The sequence below is a fragment of the Fusobacterium sp. genome (genome assembly GCF_030528405.1).
GTDB lineage: Bacteria > Fusobacteriota > Fusobacteriia > Fusobacteriales > Fusobacteriaceae > Fusobacterium.
Map to the genome: position 1 here is coordinate 1 of NZ_JAUMYY010000003.1, position 20,547 is coordinate 20,547.

Genomic DNA, 20,547 nt, shown 5'->3' on the forward strand with positions numbered 1-20,547 from the left:
AAGAAAAAATACTTCAAAGAAAATCCATTGCCTTTCGATTTAGATTCATTACAAGCCTTAGCTAATAATATACATGGATATTCTGCACAAAAAACTTTAGATATTACACAAGCTTTAAGAGATAAATATAAAGCAATTACATACAATAGATCAGAAATTCAATATTTGTCTGATGAACACTATAAAGAAGCACCTGAATTAGTTAAATATGTCTCAGATAAATTAAATATAAATGCTAATTTTAATTTTTCTGATAAACCTAGATGTTTTAACTCAAAAAAACTGGAAGGGAATCCACATCATGGCATTATTCCTACAATGGAAGCCTTTGAACTAAATAAACTAAGCTATGATGAAAAAAATATATATAAATTAATAGCTGAAAGATATTTAATTCAGTTTTTAGAAAGAATTGAATTAGAGAAGACAGAAGCTGAAATAGAGATTGAAAATAGTCTTTTTAAGCAATCGTCAATAAAAATAATAAATCCTGGTTATACTAAATATTTTAATGAAGTGAAAGATGAAGAAGATACAGAAGAAGAAAATCAACTTTCTAAGCTCTCAGAAGGTGTATATGATGTTTTATTAAATCAAGAGGACTTTTATATTGATGAAAAGGAAACAAAGCCTAAAAAACCTTATACAGATTCTACATTATTACTTGATATGAGAAATATAGCAAAATATATTAAAAATCCTGAAATAAGAGAAATATTAAAGGCGAAAGATAAAGGAAAACAGGGAATAAATGGAAGTATAGGAACTTCAGCAACAAGAGGACCGATAATTCAATCACTTTTTGATAAAGGTTATTTAAAAAAAGAAGAGAAATATATTGTTGCAACAGAACTAGCTAAAGAGTACTTAAAGATATTACCTGAATCTTTAAAAACAGCAGACGCAACAGCTTTATGGTATAGCATACAACAAGAAATTGTAGAAGGTAAGGCAGAAATAGAAGATTTAACCATATCAGTTCTTGAAGATGTAAAAAAGATTATAAATTCTTCTGAAAATATAAAAATCTCTTCTAAGGTTGTAAACCAAAATAATAATAAAGGAAGAGAAAATTTTGGAACTTGTCCTAAATGCAAAAAAGGGGAAGTATACTCAAGTGATAAAAACTTCTACTGTAGCGAATATAAAAACGGATGTAATTTTTCTCTTTTCAAAAAGCTGAAAATTTATGGATTAAAAGAAATAGATGTAACAAATGCAAGAGCTAAAACACTTTTAGCGGGTCAATCAATTTTAATAAATAAAGTTCAAAGCAAATCAGGAAAAGAATATGACGCGTATTTTAAATTAGAAATAAAAGATAAATACACAAATCTAATATTTGATAAGTTTAAAGAAACTAAAAAGAAATAAAAGTAAGAGACACATGTGTCTTATAGTTGGAGGTAAAAATGAAAGATAAATTTTTAGATGAATTAAGAAACTTTAAAATAGGGCAAATTAAAGAAGAATTAGGAATAGTTGATGAAGGAAATATTGTATCAGAAGAAGATTTAGAAGGTGATACAGATGAATAATGCTTTTGACATAGTAATGAACGACAGGAAAAAAATAGTAGATAAATTAATTCAAAACATGGAAAGGGGAGATTTAATATTTTCCAAAAATTGGAATAGCAGTGCTTTATATCCACAGAACCCGGTATCAAATGTTAGATATTTAGGTGGAAATAGAGTTAGATTAATGCTAAAGGCTATAGAAAAAGAATATAAAGATCCTCGTTGGTTGACTTTTAAACAAGCAGCAGAAAATGGCTGGAATGTGAGAAAAGGAGAAAAAGGAACTTTATGTGAAAAATGGATATTTACAAAAAAAGAAAAAGAGATAAATAAAGATGGTAAAGAAGTAGAAAAAGAAGTAAAATTAGATAAACCACTTGTAAATTATTTTTATGTTTTCAATGCAGAACAAATAGAAAATATTCCTAAATTAGAAATAAACAACTTTACTAAAGATGAGTCAAATGAAATTGTACAAGATTTTATAAATAGCTCTGAATGTAGTATAAAAGAAGTTGCACAGGATAAAGCCTATTATAATCCTGGAAAAGATGAAATAGTTTTACCTCTTAGAGAAAGCTTTAATAGTAGTCAAGATTTTTTAAAAACTACATTTCATGAAATGGTACATTCTACAGGACATAAAGATAGATTAAATAGAGATTTAACTGGATTAACTGGAGGATTTGGAAGTGAAGAATATGCAAAAGAAGAATTAGTAGCAGAACTAGGTTCTGTATTTCTTCAATCAAAATTAGGAATAAAACTAGAAGGAGAGCATTTTGATAACCATAGTGCATATTTAAAATCCTGGATAAACATTTTAAAAAATGATTCTAATGAATTATTTAGAGCTGCTGCACAAGCAGAAAAAGCAAGTGAAAGATTATATGAAAGATATATTGAACACGAGCAAGAACAACTAAGAGAATTTTCACAAAAAGAATTTAGACCACATCCGTTAGACTCTTTCTCAGTAGAATTTCATTATGCAGAAACATCAAAAGATACAAAAAATCTTAACTTTGAAGAAGAAAAAAAATACAGGGGAGTTAAAGCATATGAGTTTATAGAAAAAGTTATTAAATTTGATAAAGAATATAGCTTAAAAAGAGAAATTGAAGAAATGGGATATTATAAATCTTGGATGACTATTAATTTAAAGGGATACTCTACAGAAAAAATAAGAATAGATTTGGGAGACAAAGAGTTTGGAGGCTTTGAAAAAGTATCGGATGCATTAGAATACAGATTAAAAAGTTTTCCAAAAAATCTGTTAGAGCATAAAAATTCTTATGCTGAAAATTTTGGAACGACTCCTGAAGCAATTGAAAAGGATGCAAAGGAAATATTAGAAAAAATTGAAAAAAGTATAGGACATTTTAAAGAGAAGGAACAGTCGTATTTAACTGAAAGAGAAAAAATAAAGGAAAATGAGATATCTGAAAGTATAAAAAAAGAAATAAAAGCAAATCCTAATATAACTAAAACAGAAATATCTAAAAAAATAGGAATTGATGAAAAGCAACTAAATGAAAAACTTGGGAAATTAATAAAAAATAAAGAACTTTTTTATTCAAGTGATAAAGGAGAAATTAAGTATTATACAGAGAAATCAAATTATATAAAAGATATAGAAGAAAAAGAAAAACAAAAAGAGATAGTAAAAGAAAAAAGGAAAAAAGAACTGGAAGCTTTAGTAAAGGAAACAGTTAAAAAAGATATTCCAAAGGATCAATATAATTGTTTAACAGGGAATCAAATAATAGTAGAAAATCATTTGTCTGGTGAAAAAAGATGGATAGCAGCAAGTGATGTGAAAGATAATAATATATCTATAAAAGAGAATCAAACACCTACTCTAACAATAGCTTTACATAAAGAAGAAGAAAAATTATATGCAAAGCCAATAGAATACTATAATGTGTCTCAATTAAATATAACAAAAGAAATTGAGCAAAAATTTGTTCCAATGAAAGAAAGAACTGTAGAAAAAGCAAAAGATAAAGGAATTGAAAGATAAAACTATGAGACACATGTGTCCCATAATTAAAGGAGGGAAAATGAAAAGGAAAATTATTTTAAGTTTTTTATTGTTATCACTTGTTGTCAATGCTGGTATATTTGGGGGTAAAGGAGGAAGTAGTGCATTAAAACAAATAGTTAAAATTTTAGTAGCTATGCAAGCTAAACAAGCCCTTATGCAAACAGATTTAGGAAAAGAATTATTTGAGAATATTCAACAAACACAAAATCAATTAAAACAAATAGAAATGGAAATGACAAATATGATGAGTTTAGCTCAAGAACTTACAACAGGACAGCTTATGAAGATACAACAAGATTATCAAGAATTATTAGCTATTCAAAACGGTTTTAGAGACAGTATAAACTCTTTTAAAAATTTTGAAAATGCTTTTAAAAATACATATACAGACTTTAAAAATTTAGAAGGCTTGACTCCTGATGAATATATAAGAAAGGCTGATGATCTATTAGAAGCAACAAGAAAAATGACACATGATTCATTTGCTATGGTAGGATTAGGCAGTCCTGAAAAATTGTCAAATGACGCACAAAGAATAACAGCTCTTATGAATGCAGCTAATAGTGCAGAAGGGCAGAAGGCAGTTCTTCAAGCAGGAATAAATATGGCAGGAGAACAAGCAAGAATATTAGGAGAATTAAGAACCTTACTTGCTTCATCACTACAAACACAAAATGCTGAAGTTATGCAAAAATTGCAAAACGAAAAAATTGAACTTGAACATGAAGAAAATATTTTTAAGAGAATTGAAAAGAAAAAAGATCCAGGAGCAAATCTTTTAGATAGAAAATGGTAGGAGGAAAATATCATGAAAAAAATGTTATTAGGTTTATTAATATGTTTATTTTTAGTTAGTTGTGGAAAGAAAGAAGTTGAATATCCTATTTATACTAAAGCTGAAAAAGAGGCTATTTATAAGGAAGCTAAAGATAAGGATAATAAGGAAAAACTAAAAGAGATAGAAGATTTGATGAATAAATTAGAAATTTTAGGAAAAAATGGAGATAAAGTCGCAGAAGGAGAGTATTTGGATTGGGAAGAGACACAATTATTTTACAGAGCACCTAAACAAAAAGATCCAGGAGCAAATCTTTTAGATAGGAAGTGGTAGAATGCAAACTTTTACGGAGATACTGAATATCTTTATAAATGTTTTAGAAAAAATTCCACAAAACTTAAAAATTATGGCATATTCATTATTATTTTTTCTTAGTACTATAGAAATAGCTTTAACTATCTATAATAATATTGACAATGAAAGTTTTAGCTATATTAAATGGGGAAAAATTAAAATATTGAAGATTGGTTTTATTATGTTTGCTATTAACAGATACGAATGGATTTTAAATGGAGTAAAAAGTTTTTTTATGGAAATAGGTTCAAAGGGGCTGGGACTTTCATTAAAGGGTAGTAATTATTTTAATAAACCATCTGAAATTTATGATTTAGGAATAGATATAGCTAATCATGTACGAAAAGCAGTTAGTTGGAAACCTAGTACTTATGTATTTTTGATATTAGCTATATTGATAGCTATTGGCTTTTTTCTTATAGCAATACAAGTCATAATATGCTGGGTTGAATTTTACTTTTTAACAGGTATTTCTATTGTTTTTCTTCCATTTGGAGCTTTAGATATAACAGTAGAATATTATAAAAATGTTTTTAAAACTATTATGGGTGCCTCAATAAAACTATGTGTATTTAATATATGGGTTCTTATATGTGAAAAGATATTAAAAAGTTTAGCTGATGTTCCTAAAGAAAAAATAACTTTTGATTATTCTTTAATAGTAGCTGGAACAGCCTATATTCTTGTAACTGTTCTACTATCAATGCCATCTATGACAACAAGCTTACTAACTGGAACACCAACATTAAATGCTGGGGCAGCTATGTCAGCAGCGACAGGAGCAGTAGCTGGACTAGGAGCAGGAATGGCACATATGTACAGAGGGACAAAAGAAACAGTAAAAGGAGCATATGAAGGAGCAAAAACAGGAGGTAGTTTAGGAAAAACTGTAGGAGGAATTGTAGGTGGACCAGTAGGAGGAGCTGTTATTGGAACTTTAGGAGGAGCTATAGGAGGAGCAGTTAAGGGAACGTATGCAGCTGGAAGATATGCCATATTCAAAGAAAAGGGTAAAGATAAAACTAATGAAGAAAAACCAAGCAGTAATAGAAAATCAAGTAATCAATCGTTAGCTGAAAAATTGGCTGGTAATACAGATTCTCCTGACAATAACTCTTCTAGCATAAATGAAAATAAAAGTACTAATTCAAAAACTGATACCATAAATACAGGAAACAATAGACAATCCCAACAAACTAACAATTCTAGCAATACAATAGGTTCAACTGAAAATAATATAAATACATCATCGACAAACACAGAAAGTGCAACTAAACCTACTATGAATGGAGGGGAAATTCCTAATTGGGCGAAAGACGATTATTGAAAACTAAGAGACTCACGTGTCCTTTAGTTGAAGGAGGCTGGGTGAATACAAAAAAAAGAGCAAGTATAATGTTTCTAATGTTTTTTTCTTTTATGGCTTATTTAAAAATTCTATCTTCAAACTATACGATAAATGTAACAGAAAGTTTGCCATTAGGAATATATAAATTAACAGATATTGAGCATATAGAAATAGGTGATACTGTACAATTCTATTTAAATGAAAAAGAATTAGAAATACTTTATAGTAGAGGTTATTTGCCTCGATTTGCAAAAACTTTATTGAAAGAAGTTGCAGCTGATTATTCAAATAGAGATGAGATAGAAATTAAGGAAGATAAATTTCATAAATATTTATATGTATCTGGCAAGAATTATGGTCTTATATTCAATAAAGATTCAAAAGGTAGAGCTATAAAAGAGATTTGCTTGGAAGAATTAAAACCTAAAAATAAAAATGAATACTTACTATTATCTTCTCATTATAAATCTTATGATAGTAGATATTTCGGATTAATTAGTAAGGATAAAATTTTAAAGAAAGCAGAAATAAAAATAAAATTTTAAATATTGACATCATTCCTTAAAAATGATATATTTATACTATAGATATAATTTAATTGAAGGTGTTGTTATTAATTACTGAAAGTTTTGGAATGTTTAGAAAAAGGGTACTATCCTTTTATAGGAAGGAGAATGAGAGTAATGAAAATTTTTAAGACAATTATTTATCATTTTTTAATGGCATTTAGAGGAATATTTTTTGCAATTTTTAATATTCTTGCAGGAATTTTAGCTATTGTAATAGTCCTTTCTCTTGGGGTTTATATTTTTGGAGATGCTAAGAGTAATGTATTAGGAGCAACTTTTGGGGCTTCATTAATATTTTTAGGAATATATTTTTTAAAACATTTTTATGACAAGATTATATTTTGGGCAAAGCCAGATGACATAGATTTAACATTATTTAAATAAACTAGGAGACACATGTGTCTTCTAGTTGAGAAAATATAAAGAGGAATAATCTTATAAATAAAATAATTGTTAAAGAATAAAAAAGGCAGCCATAAATGACCACCCTTAACCGCAATTAAGTGTATCATTTTCTGCCTTAAATTTCAATAAAAAATTTAAAGGAGGAAATAATATGGTACTACATTATAATCAAGACGGGACTATTAGTATGAAATTAAACATTCGAGGAAAAGTGATTTTAAGGATATTTTTAACATATCAAGATTACAAAGAGTTTATTTCTCAATTAAACTAATAGCTTCTGAACAGGAGCAGTTATGAAAAGAAAAGTAAGCATTCTCAGGAAGAAAAATGGTGTTCTTAATCAAGCAAGATTTACATTAAATAAAGATATTCTAAAAACTTTGAATATTAAGGATGAGAAAGAAAACTTAAATCTTATTTATAAAAATGCTGAAATTAGAATAAAAAGATCTGAAATTAAAGAAGAAAAAATAATTTATGATAAAAATAAGATTTTAAAAGAATGTACTAAAAATCTTTCTCTTATAAAAAGTTTCAGTAATAGAGAAAAAGAATATGCAAATTATAATATTTTAATTCCTTTGCCAGTTGCAAAAGCAATGGCTTTGGACTCTAATCCAACAGTTAATGTTTTTCTTGAGAATAAAGAAATTAGAATAAAATCAGGAGGAATTATGAGTAAAGTATATACTGTAAAAAATAATAAAGGAGGTATATCAAAAACTTTTACAGCAGTTCAAATAGCTTCAGGACTTGCTTTAAATGGATATAAAACTTTACTGGCAACATCAGATAGTCAAAACAATATATTGCACTATACGATGAAAAAGGAAGAGCTTGAAAAATATGACATGACTCGTGGCTTGAGACATGCAGTTTTATTTGGAGATAATGAAGACTTATATATACAGTTAAGAAAAAATTTAGATTTTATACCTACTGAATCATCAGTATTTAGTGAAGCATTTGAAAAAAAATTTAAAACCTGGATAGAAAAAAAGAAAGAAGAATATGACTACATAATTATAGATTCTATCCCAACAATGGAAATAGATAAGAAATTTGTAGAATATTCAGATAAAATAATTATTCCAACTTTTTGTGATTATTCAACAACAGAAGGGATTTTAAAAGTCATAGAAGAAGCTGGAGCAGAAAAAGTACAGGCAGTCATTATAAGTCTATACAAAAATACTAAAACACAGAGAGAATACAGAGAAAAGCTTGGGAAATTTTTAGAAGGAACAGGAATTTGTTTTCCAGAGCCGGTTAAAGAACTTTCACAAATAGAAACATTAATAGAAAAAGGAAAAACAATTTGGGAGTCTAAAGCTAAAGTATTGGAAGAAGTTCAAAATAGCTTTTTAGATGTTATTTTAAGCATGATAGAAAAATAACAAGAAAAAGGGAGGAAGAAGAATGTCTAACTTTAATAAGTTATTAGTTATTACGATTTTTTTCTTCTTTTCTTTAAATAAATCTTCTTATCTTATTTCTGCACCACTATTATTACCAAGGTCATCAAGTACAGAAAGTAGTTTAAAACAAGAAATAAAAGAGAATACAGATAAAGAATTTGAGATTTTATACCTACAATCAGGAAATATAAAAGAACATGCTAAGGAATTTTCAATAGTATTGGAAACAGCAGAAAAAAGAATTTTAATAGATAAATTTGAAGAAAAAGAAACAGTTGATTTACTTTGGAAATCTTTTGAGGAAAAATATAAAAATGAAATTCATTCAAAAAGCTTTCTTTATTTTCTTAAATATCAGAATATTTTTAGTGGTATTTTTATGATTTTTACAATTACTTTATTAATGATATATTTAAATAAGAAAATAAAATAAAATTGTGAGGAGGTTATTATGAAGGTTTTAAAAGGAATAATAACAGGATTATTATTAATTTCTACTATTGTTCAAGCCAGCTGGTGGGGAAGTTTACAGGGAGAAGAAAGAGCAGCAATTATAATAGGCTCTGCTTTAATCTTAGGTAATTCTTATCAAGACTCTGAAATGAAGCATAGAGAAAATTTGAAGGATATAGATACTCAAATTAGAAGAGATTATGAAGTGCAAAGAACTGTAGAAGAAGCCCACAAAAAATACTCAAGTAAACAACAAATAGAAAAAGTATATGTTGTTGAAAACAAAATATATAATGAAGAGATAAAAAAACTAAATAATCATAATACAGAAGTAAGAAACCCTATAAAGGAATATGTTGATAACCCTAGTTTAGGTAAAATAATCTATTCAGATGAGAAATCAGCTCTCATAGAGCTATGGGATGGAACAAGATTCATGCTTGAAAAAAGATACTTGAAATAGAATACAAGGAGTAAAAAATAAAGGTGAGATGCAATGGGAATGGAGGAAAGATTTAGCAATTTGCTTAATAGTAGAAAAGAAAAGCAATCAGAAAAGAAACAGGAAATAAAAGCAGTGGTTAATTATAATAAATATGATAAATACTTAGATTTTGCAGGTCTTGTAGAGATTTCAGAAAGTAAAGATTTACAAGATTATTTAAAACAAAAAACGAGAGAAATAATATCTATTCAAGCTGAAGATACAATAAAGTTAGGAGAAATTTTATTTGATGTTGAAAAAGAATTAAGTAAAAAAGGCTCACCTGAAGCAAGTTATTTAAAATTTTTAGGCTACAACGGAATAAACCCTAAAACAGCTTTAAGGCTAAGAAAAAGATATGAGTTATATACTTTAGCTCCTGAGCATTCTAAGCTTATAATAAGCCTTTTAAGCGTCAGAGAGATAGAAGAATTATACAAGAACAAAGATTTACTTAAAGAACTCAATCCTGGTGTAAAATTAATAGAAGTAAAAGAGCTACTTAAAGAAAATGAAGCAGAAAAGATAGAAAATAAAGAAAAAGCAGAAGAAGTAAGAATTATAACAGATTTTAAATTTTTAAAAAATTCTTACCAGGATAAATTTGAAAGTTTACCTGAAGATAAAAAGGATAAGGTATTAGGATTATTGAAAAAAATAGAAAAAATATTTGAAATTGAATAAAAAAAATGTTATAATGAAAACACAGAATATAATTACATAAGAAGATAAAGAAAAAAGCGGTGTACTCTACCATTAAGTGAGAACTAAAAAAGTTTCCCAAAGTATTGGGATAGGAAAGGTTGGGAGAGATCTCGACTTTTTTTATTAAAGGAGAATATACTAATGAATAAAAGATTTAAGTTTTATCATATTAATGAAGAATATATTAGGTATTTAAGGATGTTTGACAGTAATGTAACTGATAACTCAAAAGAAAATAAGAAAGAAAAAAGACCTTATATTGGTATTCTTATAGAAGTAGAGAATTTTAAATACCTAGCTCCTCTTTCTTCGAAAAAATCAAAGTTTTATTCAATGAAGAATAATATTGACTTTATAAAAATAAATAATGGAAAGGAAGGAGCAATAAATTTAAATAACATGCTTCCTGTAAATAGTATTTTTGTTTCAGAATATAATCCCATATTAGAGAAAGATTTAGATTATAAAAAGCTGGTAGAGAAGCAGTTATCTTGGTGTAATGAAGAAGTAAATAAATTAAAGATTTTAAAACATGCAGGAAAGCTTTACAGATTATTGCAAACGAATAGATTACCTAAAAATATAGAGAAAAGATGTTGTAATTTTAAATTATTAGAGGAAAAAAGCTTAGAATATTTAGAAATTCAAAAACTTGAAAAGAAATTTGAAGTAAACAAAGAAAATTATGAACTTATTATAAATAATCTTAAAGAAATAAGAGAAAGTGTTAAAGATAAGAACTATAATTGTTTGACTGGGAATCAAATTCTAGTTAAATCTCATTCTGAAGATCGGAAATGGATTCCAGCAAGTATGGTTAAAGAACATAAAATAAGAATAAAAGCTAATGAGAGAGCTATAAAAGGAATTTTAACAAATATAGAAGAAGGAAAATTTTATGTAAAACCTATTGAATATTACAATGTATCACAACTTTATATAACAAAAGAACTAGAGCAAAAATTTGTTCCAATGAAAGAAAAGACAATAAAAATAGAAAAAGATAAAGGAATTGAAAGATAAAAAGTCTTCTATAGTATTTTACTATAGAAGACTTTTTTATATAGGGTAGTTTTAATCTATATCTCAAATTCTTCATATAATCTATTTATATCTTCTTCTTCAATTCCTATGTATTTTAGTGTAATTTGTGGACTAGAATGATTAAAAGCTTGCATTATAAGTGCTATGTTAAGAGTTTTCTCGTAGACGTTTTTTCCCCAAGTTTTTCGTAATGAATGAGAGCCTAAAGGATAAGAAATATTTAGGTAATCTTCAATTTTTTTAAATTCTTTAGAGACACCATTAATAGTAAAGGGCATATCTAGTTTATACTTCTTTTGATATGGAGATAAGCTTTTAAATAAATAACCTTTAGAATCATATCCTAGATCTTGATAGTATTTTTTCAAGCTTTTTATAGCCTTCTGACATACTTTATTTAGTTTAATAATTCTTTTCTTCTTAGTTTTCTTTTCAATTAATTCAATTCTCCAGTTCTTTTCGTCTATATCTTGGAAACATAATTTTGATAGATCTGAAATTCTGAGAGCAACATTGCAGCCAAAATTTATAAACTCTAGGAATACAATTTTATTTTTCCAAACTAGATATTCTCTTATTTTTTTTAAATCTTCAGTTCTAATATATTTTACTTCCTGTCCTTTTTTATTAACTTTCATAATTACCTCTTATACTACATATATTTATATAAATACTAACAAAATATATAGTAATAATCAATAAAAAATTTGTTTATCTTAAAAACATATTCAAATATAAAAAATTAATACTACATATAATATCTTAATATGGAGTATCATTATTTTTATTATAATAGTTTTTTTTATAAATATCAAGTAAAAAATAAGAAAAAAAGATATGTTTAGGAAAAAAGACAAAAAAGTCATTTTTATTTTTTTGAAAATAAAAATGCACGCTTACGCGTTTCTCTATTCAGAGAAACGAGCGTGTTTTTATGAGGCTTTGCCATCATAAAAAAGTAGCCCCTTGAGGGGCTGAAGGGGGTGTATGCAAAATAGCAGAATATAGATTTCATTATAAAAAAGGTAAATTAGGTTATGCAAGAGAACATGCTGCATACATATTAAGAGAAGAAAATTACATATCAAAAAAAGAAGAATTAATTTATTCAGAATCAGGGAATATGAATTTTTTTGATGGTACAAGTGCTGTTAAATTTTGGGAATATGCAGATACTTATGAGAGAGCAAATTCAGTCGTATACAGGGAGATGGAATTAAATATACCAAATGAATTTAACCATGAACAAGCCAAGACATTGATATCTAATTTTGTAAAAAAAGAACTAGGAGAAGGATTTCCATATACTTATGCAATACATGAATCTTTTAATAAAGAAGGTGAAAAAAATTTACATTGTCATTTAATGTTTTCTGAACGTGAAAATGATGGAATAAATAGAAAGTTAGACCAATTTTTTAAAAGAGCAAATTCTGAAAATCCTGCACTTGGTGGGGCTATGAAAAATAGACAATGGCAAGAAAAATCAAAGCTTTTAGAATTAAGAAAAAGCTGGGAAATTGAATCTAATAATTTATTAGAAAAGTATGGATTTGAAGCAAGAGTAGATTGTAGATCATTAAGAGAAATAAGAAGAGAATTATTAGAAAGAGAAATGTTTGATCAAGCTGAGAAATATAATAGGGTTCCTTTAAATATTTCAGGAAAAATATTGTATAAAGTAGATAGAAATATTACTTTGACTGATAAAGAGCAAGAGAAATATGATAATTTTTTAGAAGCTAAAAGAATACGGCTAGAAAAAATAAAAAAAGTTGAAAAGAAAGATTTAAAAGCAGAAATTCAAAAATTAGAAAAACAAAATAGTAATGAAAGGGCTTTAAATATAATAAGTAAAGGAAAATATTTTAAGTTAAAAAAAGAACTTGCTGCCGTTTCTAAAAAAATTAAAAATTACCCTGAAAATTCTATATTATCTATATTAAATGGAAGAAAAAAATCATTAAACGATGAAATTGAAAAAATAAAAAATAGTGTTGAAAACTCAATTAAATATAAAAATATAGTTGAACAATTAGAAAGAAATAGAATAAGAGATTTAGCTAAAGCTAAAGAACTCTTTATGAGTAAATTTAATGAGAATTATGAATCTAAAGATAACAATAAAGAAAATGAAAAAACAGTAAAGAAATACAAAAAGAAAGATAAATTACGATTAAAGATAGAAGAACAAATTTTGTTAAATGAAAATAGTGAAGAAAAAGCAATAAATGTTATAACAGACTACAAGTATAATGCAGAACTTGTGGATAATTTTAATTTACAAGATCATAGTGAAAAATTAAAAGAGAAATATAATGAAGCAGCTCTATATAATCAAGAAGAATTAAAAAATATAAAAGTAGAAATTCTGGAAAATGATTATAAATTAGGAAATAGCAAGAAAAATATATTAGAGTTACTTGAAAGTATTGACGAAGAAAAACTTAAAGAATTATCAGAAAAGATACAGAAAAAAGATAAATTTAGATTATATTTCGTAAGAGAAGAAATAAAAATGAAAGGTAATCTTATTTCAGATTTAGACTATGAAAAAGAAAGACTAGCTTTACTTTATAAGCATTCTAACTTAGAAAAATTATATAATAAAGAGAATGTAAAAGATATGAAAGATAATAAAAAGATGTATAATTTATCTTCAGAAATTGTTGCAATAGAAAACTTGCTAAACACTGAATACAAAGAAAGTAAAAGTGTTGAAAAATTAGTAAAAGAAAATATAGAAAAGATAAATAATAAAATAGAAAAAAATAATAACAGAATAAAAGTTGCTCAAGAAAATATTAACAAAATAGAAATTATAAATAAAGTATACAATAATAAGCATAACCTTAGAGGAATAGAAATCATAGTAATAGGAAGATTATCTAAGAATGAATATTGGAGATTAGGCAAAGAACAAGAAAAGTTAAAAAAAGAAATAGAACAAAAAGAGAAAGTACTAAAAAGAATGAGCTTAATTGCTTTTGGAAAAAATGTTTTAAAGAAAAGTCTTGAATTAAGTAGAGAAGAATTGAAAGCATCAATAAAAAAAGAAAATATTTTAGTTGAAAAATATACAAAGCATTTGAAGTTTAAAAGTGAAGTGAAAACATTAGAGGAGTATTATGAGAGGGTTATAAAAGATAATAGAAGAGTAATATTTCAATTAAAACAAGAAAACAAGATTAGTTATCAGTTAAAATCTAATATTCAAGATAATAAAAAAGAAGTAAGGGCATTTACTAGGTTACCTCAAAGAAGGTTAACAAATAAAAATACAGCAAGAACATTAAGTAGCTTAAAGAATAATATTCATAATATTTTAGCAGCAGATTCAAGTGAAATTAGGTCTAATTTAGATATAAATTTAAAAAGAGAGAAGGAGTACGAATGGGAAATGTAGATTATAATTCAAGAATCCATAATTTAAAAAAAAGAATAGCTGTCTTGACTAAAAGAAAAAGGTATTTACAGCGAAAAGGAAAGAAAAAAGAGAGAATCCTAAGAGCTAGAAAATTATTAAAATTAGGAATTATTTTTGAAATTACTTTAACAAAAGAGTACTCAACCGAAGTTATTGTTGGACATTTACTTGAACTGAATAACAAAGAAAATGAAATTGAATATTTTAAATACCTTGGTGAAAAAATATTGTCTGAAATTTCTATTGAAAAACATGATCAAAAAGAAGTTTTATTCCTAGATAGAGAAGAGAAAAAGAAAAGAAATCATAAATTGATTTCTTTAGGGGCATTGTTTGAAATGACTGAAAGGTTAGACTATCCTTTAGCAGTACAGATAGGATATATTGATAGTCTACATTCATCTACAGATACAGAAATGAAAGTAAAAGAGGAAAAAGGTAAAAAATATATAGAAAAAAGGAGGTTTCTAAAAAATGGAAGAAAGTATTTGGAAAATTTTTTATGAAAATGGAAATTTAAAAGAAGAATGTCCAATGAGATATGGCAGGCTTCATGGTATAGCAACATTATATAACGAAGATGGGAGTATAAAAGAAAAGAGAATCTATGAAAATGATATTTTAATGGGAAATCCTTTTAAGGGGGCAGAACCTGAGGATATTGTTGAAAAATTGGGTTTATTTTTAATAAATCAAGAAGAATGGGAATTAAGTAAAAAAGAAGATGAAGTGGTAATAGAAATAGATGAAAAATTAGCTTCAATGATTTTATTTGAAAAATAAAAAGCTTACTCCATATTAAGATATTATATTGAGTAAACTTTTTTTCATTTTAACAGATTTCTTGAAAAAAGAAAATAAAAAATTAAGGGAGGGAATAAAAAATGAAAAAAAAATTTAGATTTTTGAAAATTAACAAGAAAATGATAATGGTATTTTTACTTTTTGCCTTATCAAGTGTAGCAATGGCAACAACTTCGGATGCACCTTGGGATAAGATGTTAACCAAATTTCTGGGCTATCTTACAGGTTCTACTGCAAGGCTTTTATCAATTTTAGCTCTTGCATTTGCTGGCTATAAAATTATTTGGGGAAATGCTATGGAAGGTGGAAGTTGGCTTATGAAGGTCGTTATTGGGATGTCAATAATTTTTGCCGCTGCTAGCTGGGGTCCACTTTTTTTCGGATACTCAGGTTCTATTTTGATGTAATTAAGGATAGGGGAATTAACTATGAAAAAAATTTTTAGTTATAAATCTCCAAAAAGTAATTTTGGGAAAATAGGTGAGTTAGAGATATTTAATCCTGCATATGATAGATATTTAAATTTAGCTAAAAGTATTAGAAATTGGCAATTAGCTTTTCTTGTCATGTCATGTCTTGCTGGAATTTCTTTAATGTCATATATTTATTTAGCAAATAAGACTAAATTAGTCCCATACATTATAGAGATTGACAAAGAAAATGGTTCAATTTACTTTAAAGGGAGAATGGATCAAGTTAAATATGATATTAATGACTCCATAATTTTTTCTATGTTAAATGATCATGTTATGAATACTCGTTCAATATCACTTGATCAAGTATTTACTTATAAAAAATTTAAGCGTCAATATGCATTTTTAACAGCTGAAATGAAAAATAAAATGAGTGAAGAAATACAAAATTATGATTTGGAGAAAAAGTATAAAAATAAAGAAGCTATAGATGTAACTATAACATCAATGCTTAAAGAGAATGATTCATATAGAATAAATTGGACAGAAAGAAAATATATTTCTGGAAATAATGTTGAAACAAAAAAAATGACAGGAATCTTTTCTGTGGAGCAAGTAAATAATTTATCTGAAGAAGATATAATAATTAACCCTTTGCAAATTTTAATTAAAGATTTCAGTATAACAGCTGATAAATCTTATTAGGAGGACTTAAAAATGAAAAAATATATATTTTGTTTATGTTTACTACTCTCAAGTATTTCTTTTTCTGCTGTAGACAGGGCAAGTGAATTTGATGAATATTCAACACGTCAACCACAAATAGAAAAAGGTTATAAAAAAAGTAAAACTGATGTAGTGTCTACCTATTTTTATAATGAAAAAGATTCTTATAGAATAATTACAAGAGCAGGATACATTTCTACTGTTATTTTAAATAAAGATGAAGACATTATACATGCTGAAATAGGGGATGCTACAAGATGGAGTATACAAACATATTACACAGGAAGTGAGAAAGGAATGTCCCCAGCAATATCTATAAAACCTTTTATTCCAGAACTTCGTACAAACTTAATCATTTCAACAACAAAAAGAATATATAATTTGGTATTAGAAGCAAGCTTAAATAGCTATGCACCAATTACTACATTTGAATACCCTAAAGAGATAGAGTTACTTAATATACAAAAAAGAGAAAGAGAAAAGGATGAGATAAAAATAGACCTTTCTAATATGAATTTTAACTATGAATGGAAAAAAAATAAGTATTCTTGGTCGCCAGTTGCTGTATATGATGATGGAAAAAAGACTGTAATAACTATGCCAGAAAATATAGATACTCAACAATTACCAGCTTTATTTATAAAGGATGAGCAAACAGGAGATGATGCAATTGTAAGAAATAGATATAATCCACGACTTAATGCTTATGTGATAGATCGATTAATAGAACAAGCTGTCCTTAAAATTGGAGATAGAGAAATTATAATAAAAAGAAAAGGAAGTTTTATTAAGAAAAAAGAAAATTTCTCTGTTTCATTGTAGGAGGTGTCTATGAATAATCAAGATCCTCACATTTATGAGAATGCAAATACAGAGCAAAAAAACACAGTATCAGGGGAGCATATAAGAGGAATATTTTTAAATAGAAAATTCTTTAAAATAATATTTATTATAATAATTTTTATATTGGTTGTAATTATCTTTAGAAAAGACTTATTTGGAGATAGAGAAGTAGAGCAAGAGCAAGTAAAAAAATCAGAAACATTAAGTAATAAAAAAACAGATAATGAGGTAAATTATGAAAATATTAAAGACTTAGAGAATATTAAATATGGAGATGAAAATATTGCAGATGAAGATTACGATAATCCTGATTATAATGTTCCAGCACAAGAAGAATTGAGCCAAGAAGAACAAGATAGGCTGAACAGAATAAAGCAATTAGAAGACGAGGTAGTTACAGCTTTAAGAAGCCCTACAACAATTACAATTGCTTCTCGTCCTAAAGTAGAAGAATCATCAACTGGAAGCTTTTTAATGCAGCAAAATAAACCTGTAACTGATTATGATGGGAATAGGCAAGAGAGTAAGAAGAATTTTTTAATGAATGAACCTGCTCAAAGATTCTACCAAGAAAATTTTCTGGTGGCACAATTATCAGAGTTTGAGTTAAAAGCTGGAGATTTTATACCAGCCACTATGATAACAGGAATAAATTCTGATTTACCTTCAAAAGCTGTAGTAGCACAAGTTTCAGAAAATGTATTCGATAGTATTTCTGGTCGAAATTTACTCATACCACAGGGTACAAAAATAATAGGAACTTATGATTCAAGTATCACTTTTGGGCAAGAAAGATTAATAATTATATGGCAACGATTAATTTTCCCTAATGGAAAAACAATAGGTTTGGATAATATGCAGGGAGTAGACTTATCAGGACAAGCTGGAATAGATGGATTAGTTGATAATCATTTCTCTACATTATTAAAAGGGGTATTACTTTCATCTTTGCTAGGAAGTGCAGCATCTATTACAGTTGACAAAAGGGATTGGCGAGGAGCTGCTGCAGATGGGGCAGGACAACAAATAGTAGCAATAGGAGAAACTTTTGCAGAGAAAGCATTATCAAGGCAGCCTACAATTATAATAGAGAAAGGAACTAGATTTAATATAACAGTTCATTCTGATTTAATACTAGAGCCATACAATAACTAGGGGACACATGTGTCTCTTAGTTATGAGGAGACTAAGCATGAAGAAAGATTCTATAAAAAAGAAAATATCAAAAATACTATTTTTCATCATAGTTCCAGTCGTATTATCCGTTGGAACACAGAGTTTTGCGAAAAGGGTAGCTTATCATAAAGCATTAGGGAAGCCAATGTTTCACTTAAATAATATTCCTATATATTCTCCTATAAGAATATTAGAGTGGAATAAGATAAAAAGAGCTCCAAAAGCCATTGATTATGCACATAGAAATATGGGTGGGGCTTTGATTTTAGGAATTTTTATTTTAGCCTTGTTGAATTATAAAAAAAAGAAAATTACGGTTCATGGAAGTGCTGAATGGGCAACGAAAGAAGATATAGACAAAATGGATTTTTTCCCATATAAAACTGGAAGTTATAAAAAAGAATATAAATACTCAGGCATTGCTAAAATGTTAAGGGATAAAATATATGATGTTAAGCCATATATAAAAATAGAATTTCCTGAAAATAAGTTAGAAATGTCTAAAATGGTAATAAAATTATCAATATTAGAAAAAGAATATAAAAATAATGAGTATAAAAAACATGGAGTTTATTTAGGAAGAGATAAATGGGGTAGAGATTTGATAGATTCAAGCCCAGGTCATGTAATGATGATAGCAAGGACTGGAGGAGGAAAAGGAGTTTCGGTAGTTATCCCAACCCTACTTACTTGGAAAGGCTCAACATTAGTAAATGATATTAAAGGTGACAACTGGTTATATACAGCGGCATATAGAAGGAGCTTAGGACATAAAGTATTTAGATTTCATGCAACAGCAGATGGACAAATTGATAAAAAAGGAAACATTATAAAAACTGGAGAAAATCTATCTTGTCATTACAATCCTATGGTTGAAATAAGAAAAGGAACAGTTTATGAATATCAAGAAGCTTACATGATAGCAGAAACTATAGTTTCTCCTGATAAATTAAAAGACAAATTTTTCGGACCAAATGGGGTTAATTTTTTAGCAGCTGTAATTTTACATGTCTTGTATATGGTAAAAAATAGAACTGCAAATATCACTGATGTTTATAACTTTTTCACAAGCCCACAGTTTTCTGAAGAAGAAAAATTAAAGAAAATGATTTCAGAAGAACATAATTCAGAAGAAAGAGAAAGTCTTTTTTATGAAATATATAATGATGTTATTGTCTTAAAAAATGGGATGGAAAGTCCTAGAACACATCCTAAGGTATCAAGAGTAGCAGCAGACATGTTAGGAAAAGCAGAAAAAGAAAGGTCTGGAATAATGTCAACGGCTAAAACAGAATTATTTCCATTTTCTGTGCCTACAATAGCAAGAAATACAGCTTATTCAGATTTCAGAATAAAAGATTTAATGAATTATGAAACTCCTGTAGATTTATATTTTGTAACACCTCCTAATTCAGTTGATATAACCTCTGTTTTATTAAAGTTATTTTTAAATCAAATAATTTTTATTCTTACTGAAGAAATAAAACTGAACAAAAAAGGAGAGAATGTAGCTTATTTACATAGACTACTAATACTGATGGATGAATTAACTGCAATAGGGAGAGTAGATTTATTTCATAAAGCAATATCATATATAAGAGGTTATGGAATGAAAGCACTTCTAATTATTCAAGATATGAAGCAATTAAAAGAAGTTTATGGAGAAAATAATAGTTTCCTAGGTAACATGTCTACTACTATTTACTATACTACAAATGATGTAGATACAGCTCAATATATAGAAACAAGATTAGGAAATAAAACTGAAAAAATAATTACAAAATCATATGGGGCTGGATTATTTAAAAAAGTAAATTATTCTGAAAGTTATGTAAAAAGACCTCTTATGACTAAAGAAGAAATACATAACATGGGGGAAGATGATTCAGTGATTTTATCAGCAGGCAAACCTCCAATTAATGGAATATTAAATAGATGGTATAACGATGATGAGTTTAAAAATAGAATTGCAAGAGTTCCAGCACTCGAAAAAAATTCACAGTCAGACATAATAAAAGAATACAGATAAA

22 protein-coding genes are annotated in these 20,547 nt (G+C 27.1%); 21 read left to right on the plus strand and 1 reads right to left on the minus strand.

All coding sequences use genetic code 11. The features are described from left to right. From Q4A58_RS00745 to Q4A58_RS00805, 13 genes are all read left to right on the plus strand, one after another. The coding region (locus tag Q4A58_RS00745; RefSeq protein ID WP_303115531.1) for a DNA topoisomerase at positions 1-1,374 on the plus strand (1,374 nt) is incomplete at its 5' end. Between the two features lie 38 nt (positions 1,375-1,412). Further along, on the plus strand, positions 1,413-1,538 hold the full coding sequence (locus Q4A58_RS00750) for a hypothetical protein (protein WP_303115534.1): 126 nt from the start codon (positions 1,413-1,415) through the stop codon (positions 1,536-1,538). Continuing rightward, a complete protein-coding gene (locus tag Q4A58_RS00755) occupies positions 1,531-3,543 on the plus strand; it encodes an ArdC family protein (protein WP_303115536.1) in 2,013 nt (670 codons plus the stop codon). The genes Q4A58_RS00750 and Q4A58_RS00755 overlap by 8 nt, the downstream gene beginning before the upstream one ends. Positions 3,544-3,583: 40 nt before the next feature. Then, entirely contained in the window at positions 3,584-4,363 is a 780-nt protein-coding gene (locus Q4A58_RS00760; RefSeq protein ID WP_303115539.1) for a conjugal transfer protein TrbJ, read from the plus strand. Between the two features lie 12 nt (positions 4,364-4,375). Continuing rightward, on the plus strand, positions 4,376-4,678 hold the full coding sequence (locus Q4A58_RS00765; RefSeq protein WP_303115542.1) for a hypothetical protein: 303 nt from the start codon (positions 4,376-4,378) through the stop codon (positions 4,676-4,678). A 1-nt stretch (position 4,679) separates the two neighbouring features. Next, positions 4,680-6,026, plus strand: a complete 1,347-nt coding sequence (locus tag Q4A58_RS00770; protein WP_303115544.1) for a type IV secretion system protein — start codon at positions 4,680-4,682, stop codon at positions 6,024-6,026. A gap of 41 nt (positions 6,027-6,067) precedes the next feature. Then, on the plus strand, positions 6,068-6,592 hold the full coding sequence (locus tag Q4A58_RS00775; protein ID WP_303115546.1) for a S26 family signal peptidase: 525 nt from the start codon (positions 6,068-6,070) through the stop codon (positions 6,590-6,592). 138 nt (positions 6,593-6,730) lie between these two features. Continuing rightward, entirely contained in the window at positions 6,731-7,000 is a 270-nt protein-coding gene (locus Q4A58_RS00780) for a hypothetical protein (RefSeq protein ID WP_303115548.1), read from the plus strand. 317 nt (positions 7,001-7,317) lie between these two features. After that, positions 7,318-8,421: a ParA family protein gene (locus Q4A58_RS00785; protein WP_303115552.1), complete on the plus strand. Its 1,104-nt coding sequence runs from the start codon at positions 7,318-7,320 to the stop codon at positions 8,419-8,421. Positions 8,422-8,443: 22 nt separating this feature from the next. Further along, the gene (locus tag Q4A58_RS00790; RefSeq protein WP_303115554.1) at positions 8,444-8,875 is read left to right on the plus strand and encodes a hypothetical protein; all 432 of its coding nucleotides are present in this window, start codon (positions 8,444-8,446) and stop codon (positions 8,873-8,875) included. A gap of 18 nt (positions 8,876-8,893) precedes the next feature. Beyond that, the gene (locus Q4A58_RS00795) at positions 8,894-9,358 is read left to right on the plus strand and encodes a hypothetical protein (protein WP_303115556.1); all 465 of its coding nucleotides are present in this window, start codon (positions 8,894-8,896) and stop codon (positions 9,356-9,358) included. A gap of 33 nt (positions 9,359-9,391) precedes the next feature. Continuing rightward, positions 9,392-10,063, plus strand: a complete 672-nt coding sequence (locus tag Q4A58_RS00800; protein ID WP_303115558.1) for a hypothetical protein — start codon at positions 9,392-9,394, stop codon at positions 10,061-10,063. A gap of 162 nt (positions 10,064-10,225) precedes the next feature. Next, complete coding sequence (locus Q4A58_RS00805; protein ID WP_303115560.1) at positions 10,226-11,107, plus strand: type III toxin-antitoxin system ToxN/AbiQ family toxin; 882 nt, start codon at positions 10,226-10,228, stop codon at positions 11,105-11,107. Positions 11,108-11,163: 56 nt separating this feature from the next. On the opposite strand, the gene Q4A58_RS00810 is transcribed toward Q4A58_RS00805, so the two are convergent. Next, positions 11,164-11,766, minus strand: coding sequence for a tyrosine-type recombinase/integrase (locus Q4A58_RS00810; protein WP_303115562.1), 603 nt, complete (start codon positions 11,764-11,766; stop codon positions 11,164-11,166). Between the two features lie 485 nt (positions 11,767-12,251). On the opposite strand from Q4A58_RS00810, the gene Q4A58_RS00815 reads away from it, so the two are divergent. From Q4A58_RS00815 to Q4A58_RS00850, 8 genes are all read left to right on the plus strand, one after another. Beyond that, a complete protein-coding gene (locus Q4A58_RS00815) occupies positions 12,252-14,534 on the plus strand; it encodes a MobA/MobL family protein (RefSeq protein ID WP_303115564.1) in 2,283 nt (760 codons plus the stop codon). Continuing rightward, complete coding sequence (locus Q4A58_RS00820; RefSeq protein ID WP_303115567.1) at positions 14,522-15,061, plus strand: hypothetical protein; 540 nt, start codon at positions 14,522-14,524, stop codon at positions 15,059-15,061. Before Q4A58_RS00815 ends, Q4A58_RS00820 begins: the two co-directional genes overlap by 13 nt. Beyond that, entirely contained in the window at positions 15,030-15,338 is a 309-nt protein-coding gene (locus Q4A58_RS00825; protein ID WP_303115569.1) for a toxin-antitoxin system YwqK family antitoxin, read from the plus strand. The genes Q4A58_RS00820 and Q4A58_RS00825 overlap by 32 nt, the downstream gene beginning before the upstream one ends. Before the next feature lie 101 nt (positions 15,339-15,439). Next, positions 15,440-15,766, plus strand: coding sequence for a TrbC/VirB2 family protein (locus Q4A58_RS00830; RefSeq protein ID WP_303115571.1), 327 nt, complete (start codon positions 15,440-15,442; stop codon positions 15,764-15,766). A gap of 21 nt (positions 15,767-15,787) precedes the next feature. After that, positions 15,788-16,477, plus strand: a complete 690-nt coding sequence (locus Q4A58_RS00835) for a type IV secretion system protein (RefSeq protein ID WP_303115574.1) — start codon at positions 15,788-15,790, stop codon at positions 16,475-16,477. A 12-nt stretch (positions 16,478-16,489) separates the two neighbouring features. After that, positions 16,490-17,320: a TrbG/VirB9 family P-type conjugative transfer protein gene (locus Q4A58_RS00840; protein WP_303115576.1), complete on the plus strand. Its 831-nt coding sequence runs from the start codon at positions 16,490-16,492 to the stop codon at positions 17,318-17,320. A 9-nt stretch (positions 17,321-17,329) separates the two neighbouring features. After that, positions 17,330-18,496 (plus strand): TrbI/VirB10 family protein, encoded by a 1,167-nt coding sequence (locus Q4A58_RS00845; RefSeq protein WP_303115578.1) that lies wholly within the window; start codon positions 17,330-17,332, stop codon positions 18,494-18,496. Between the two features lie 37 nt (positions 18,497-18,533). After that, on the plus strand, positions 18,534-20,546 hold the full coding sequence (locus tag Q4A58_RS00850) for a type IV secretory system conjugative DNA transfer family protein (RefSeq protein WP_303115581.1): 2,013 nt from the start codon (positions 18,534-18,536) through the stop codon (positions 20,544-20,546). Position 20,547: the final 1 nt, after the last annotated feature.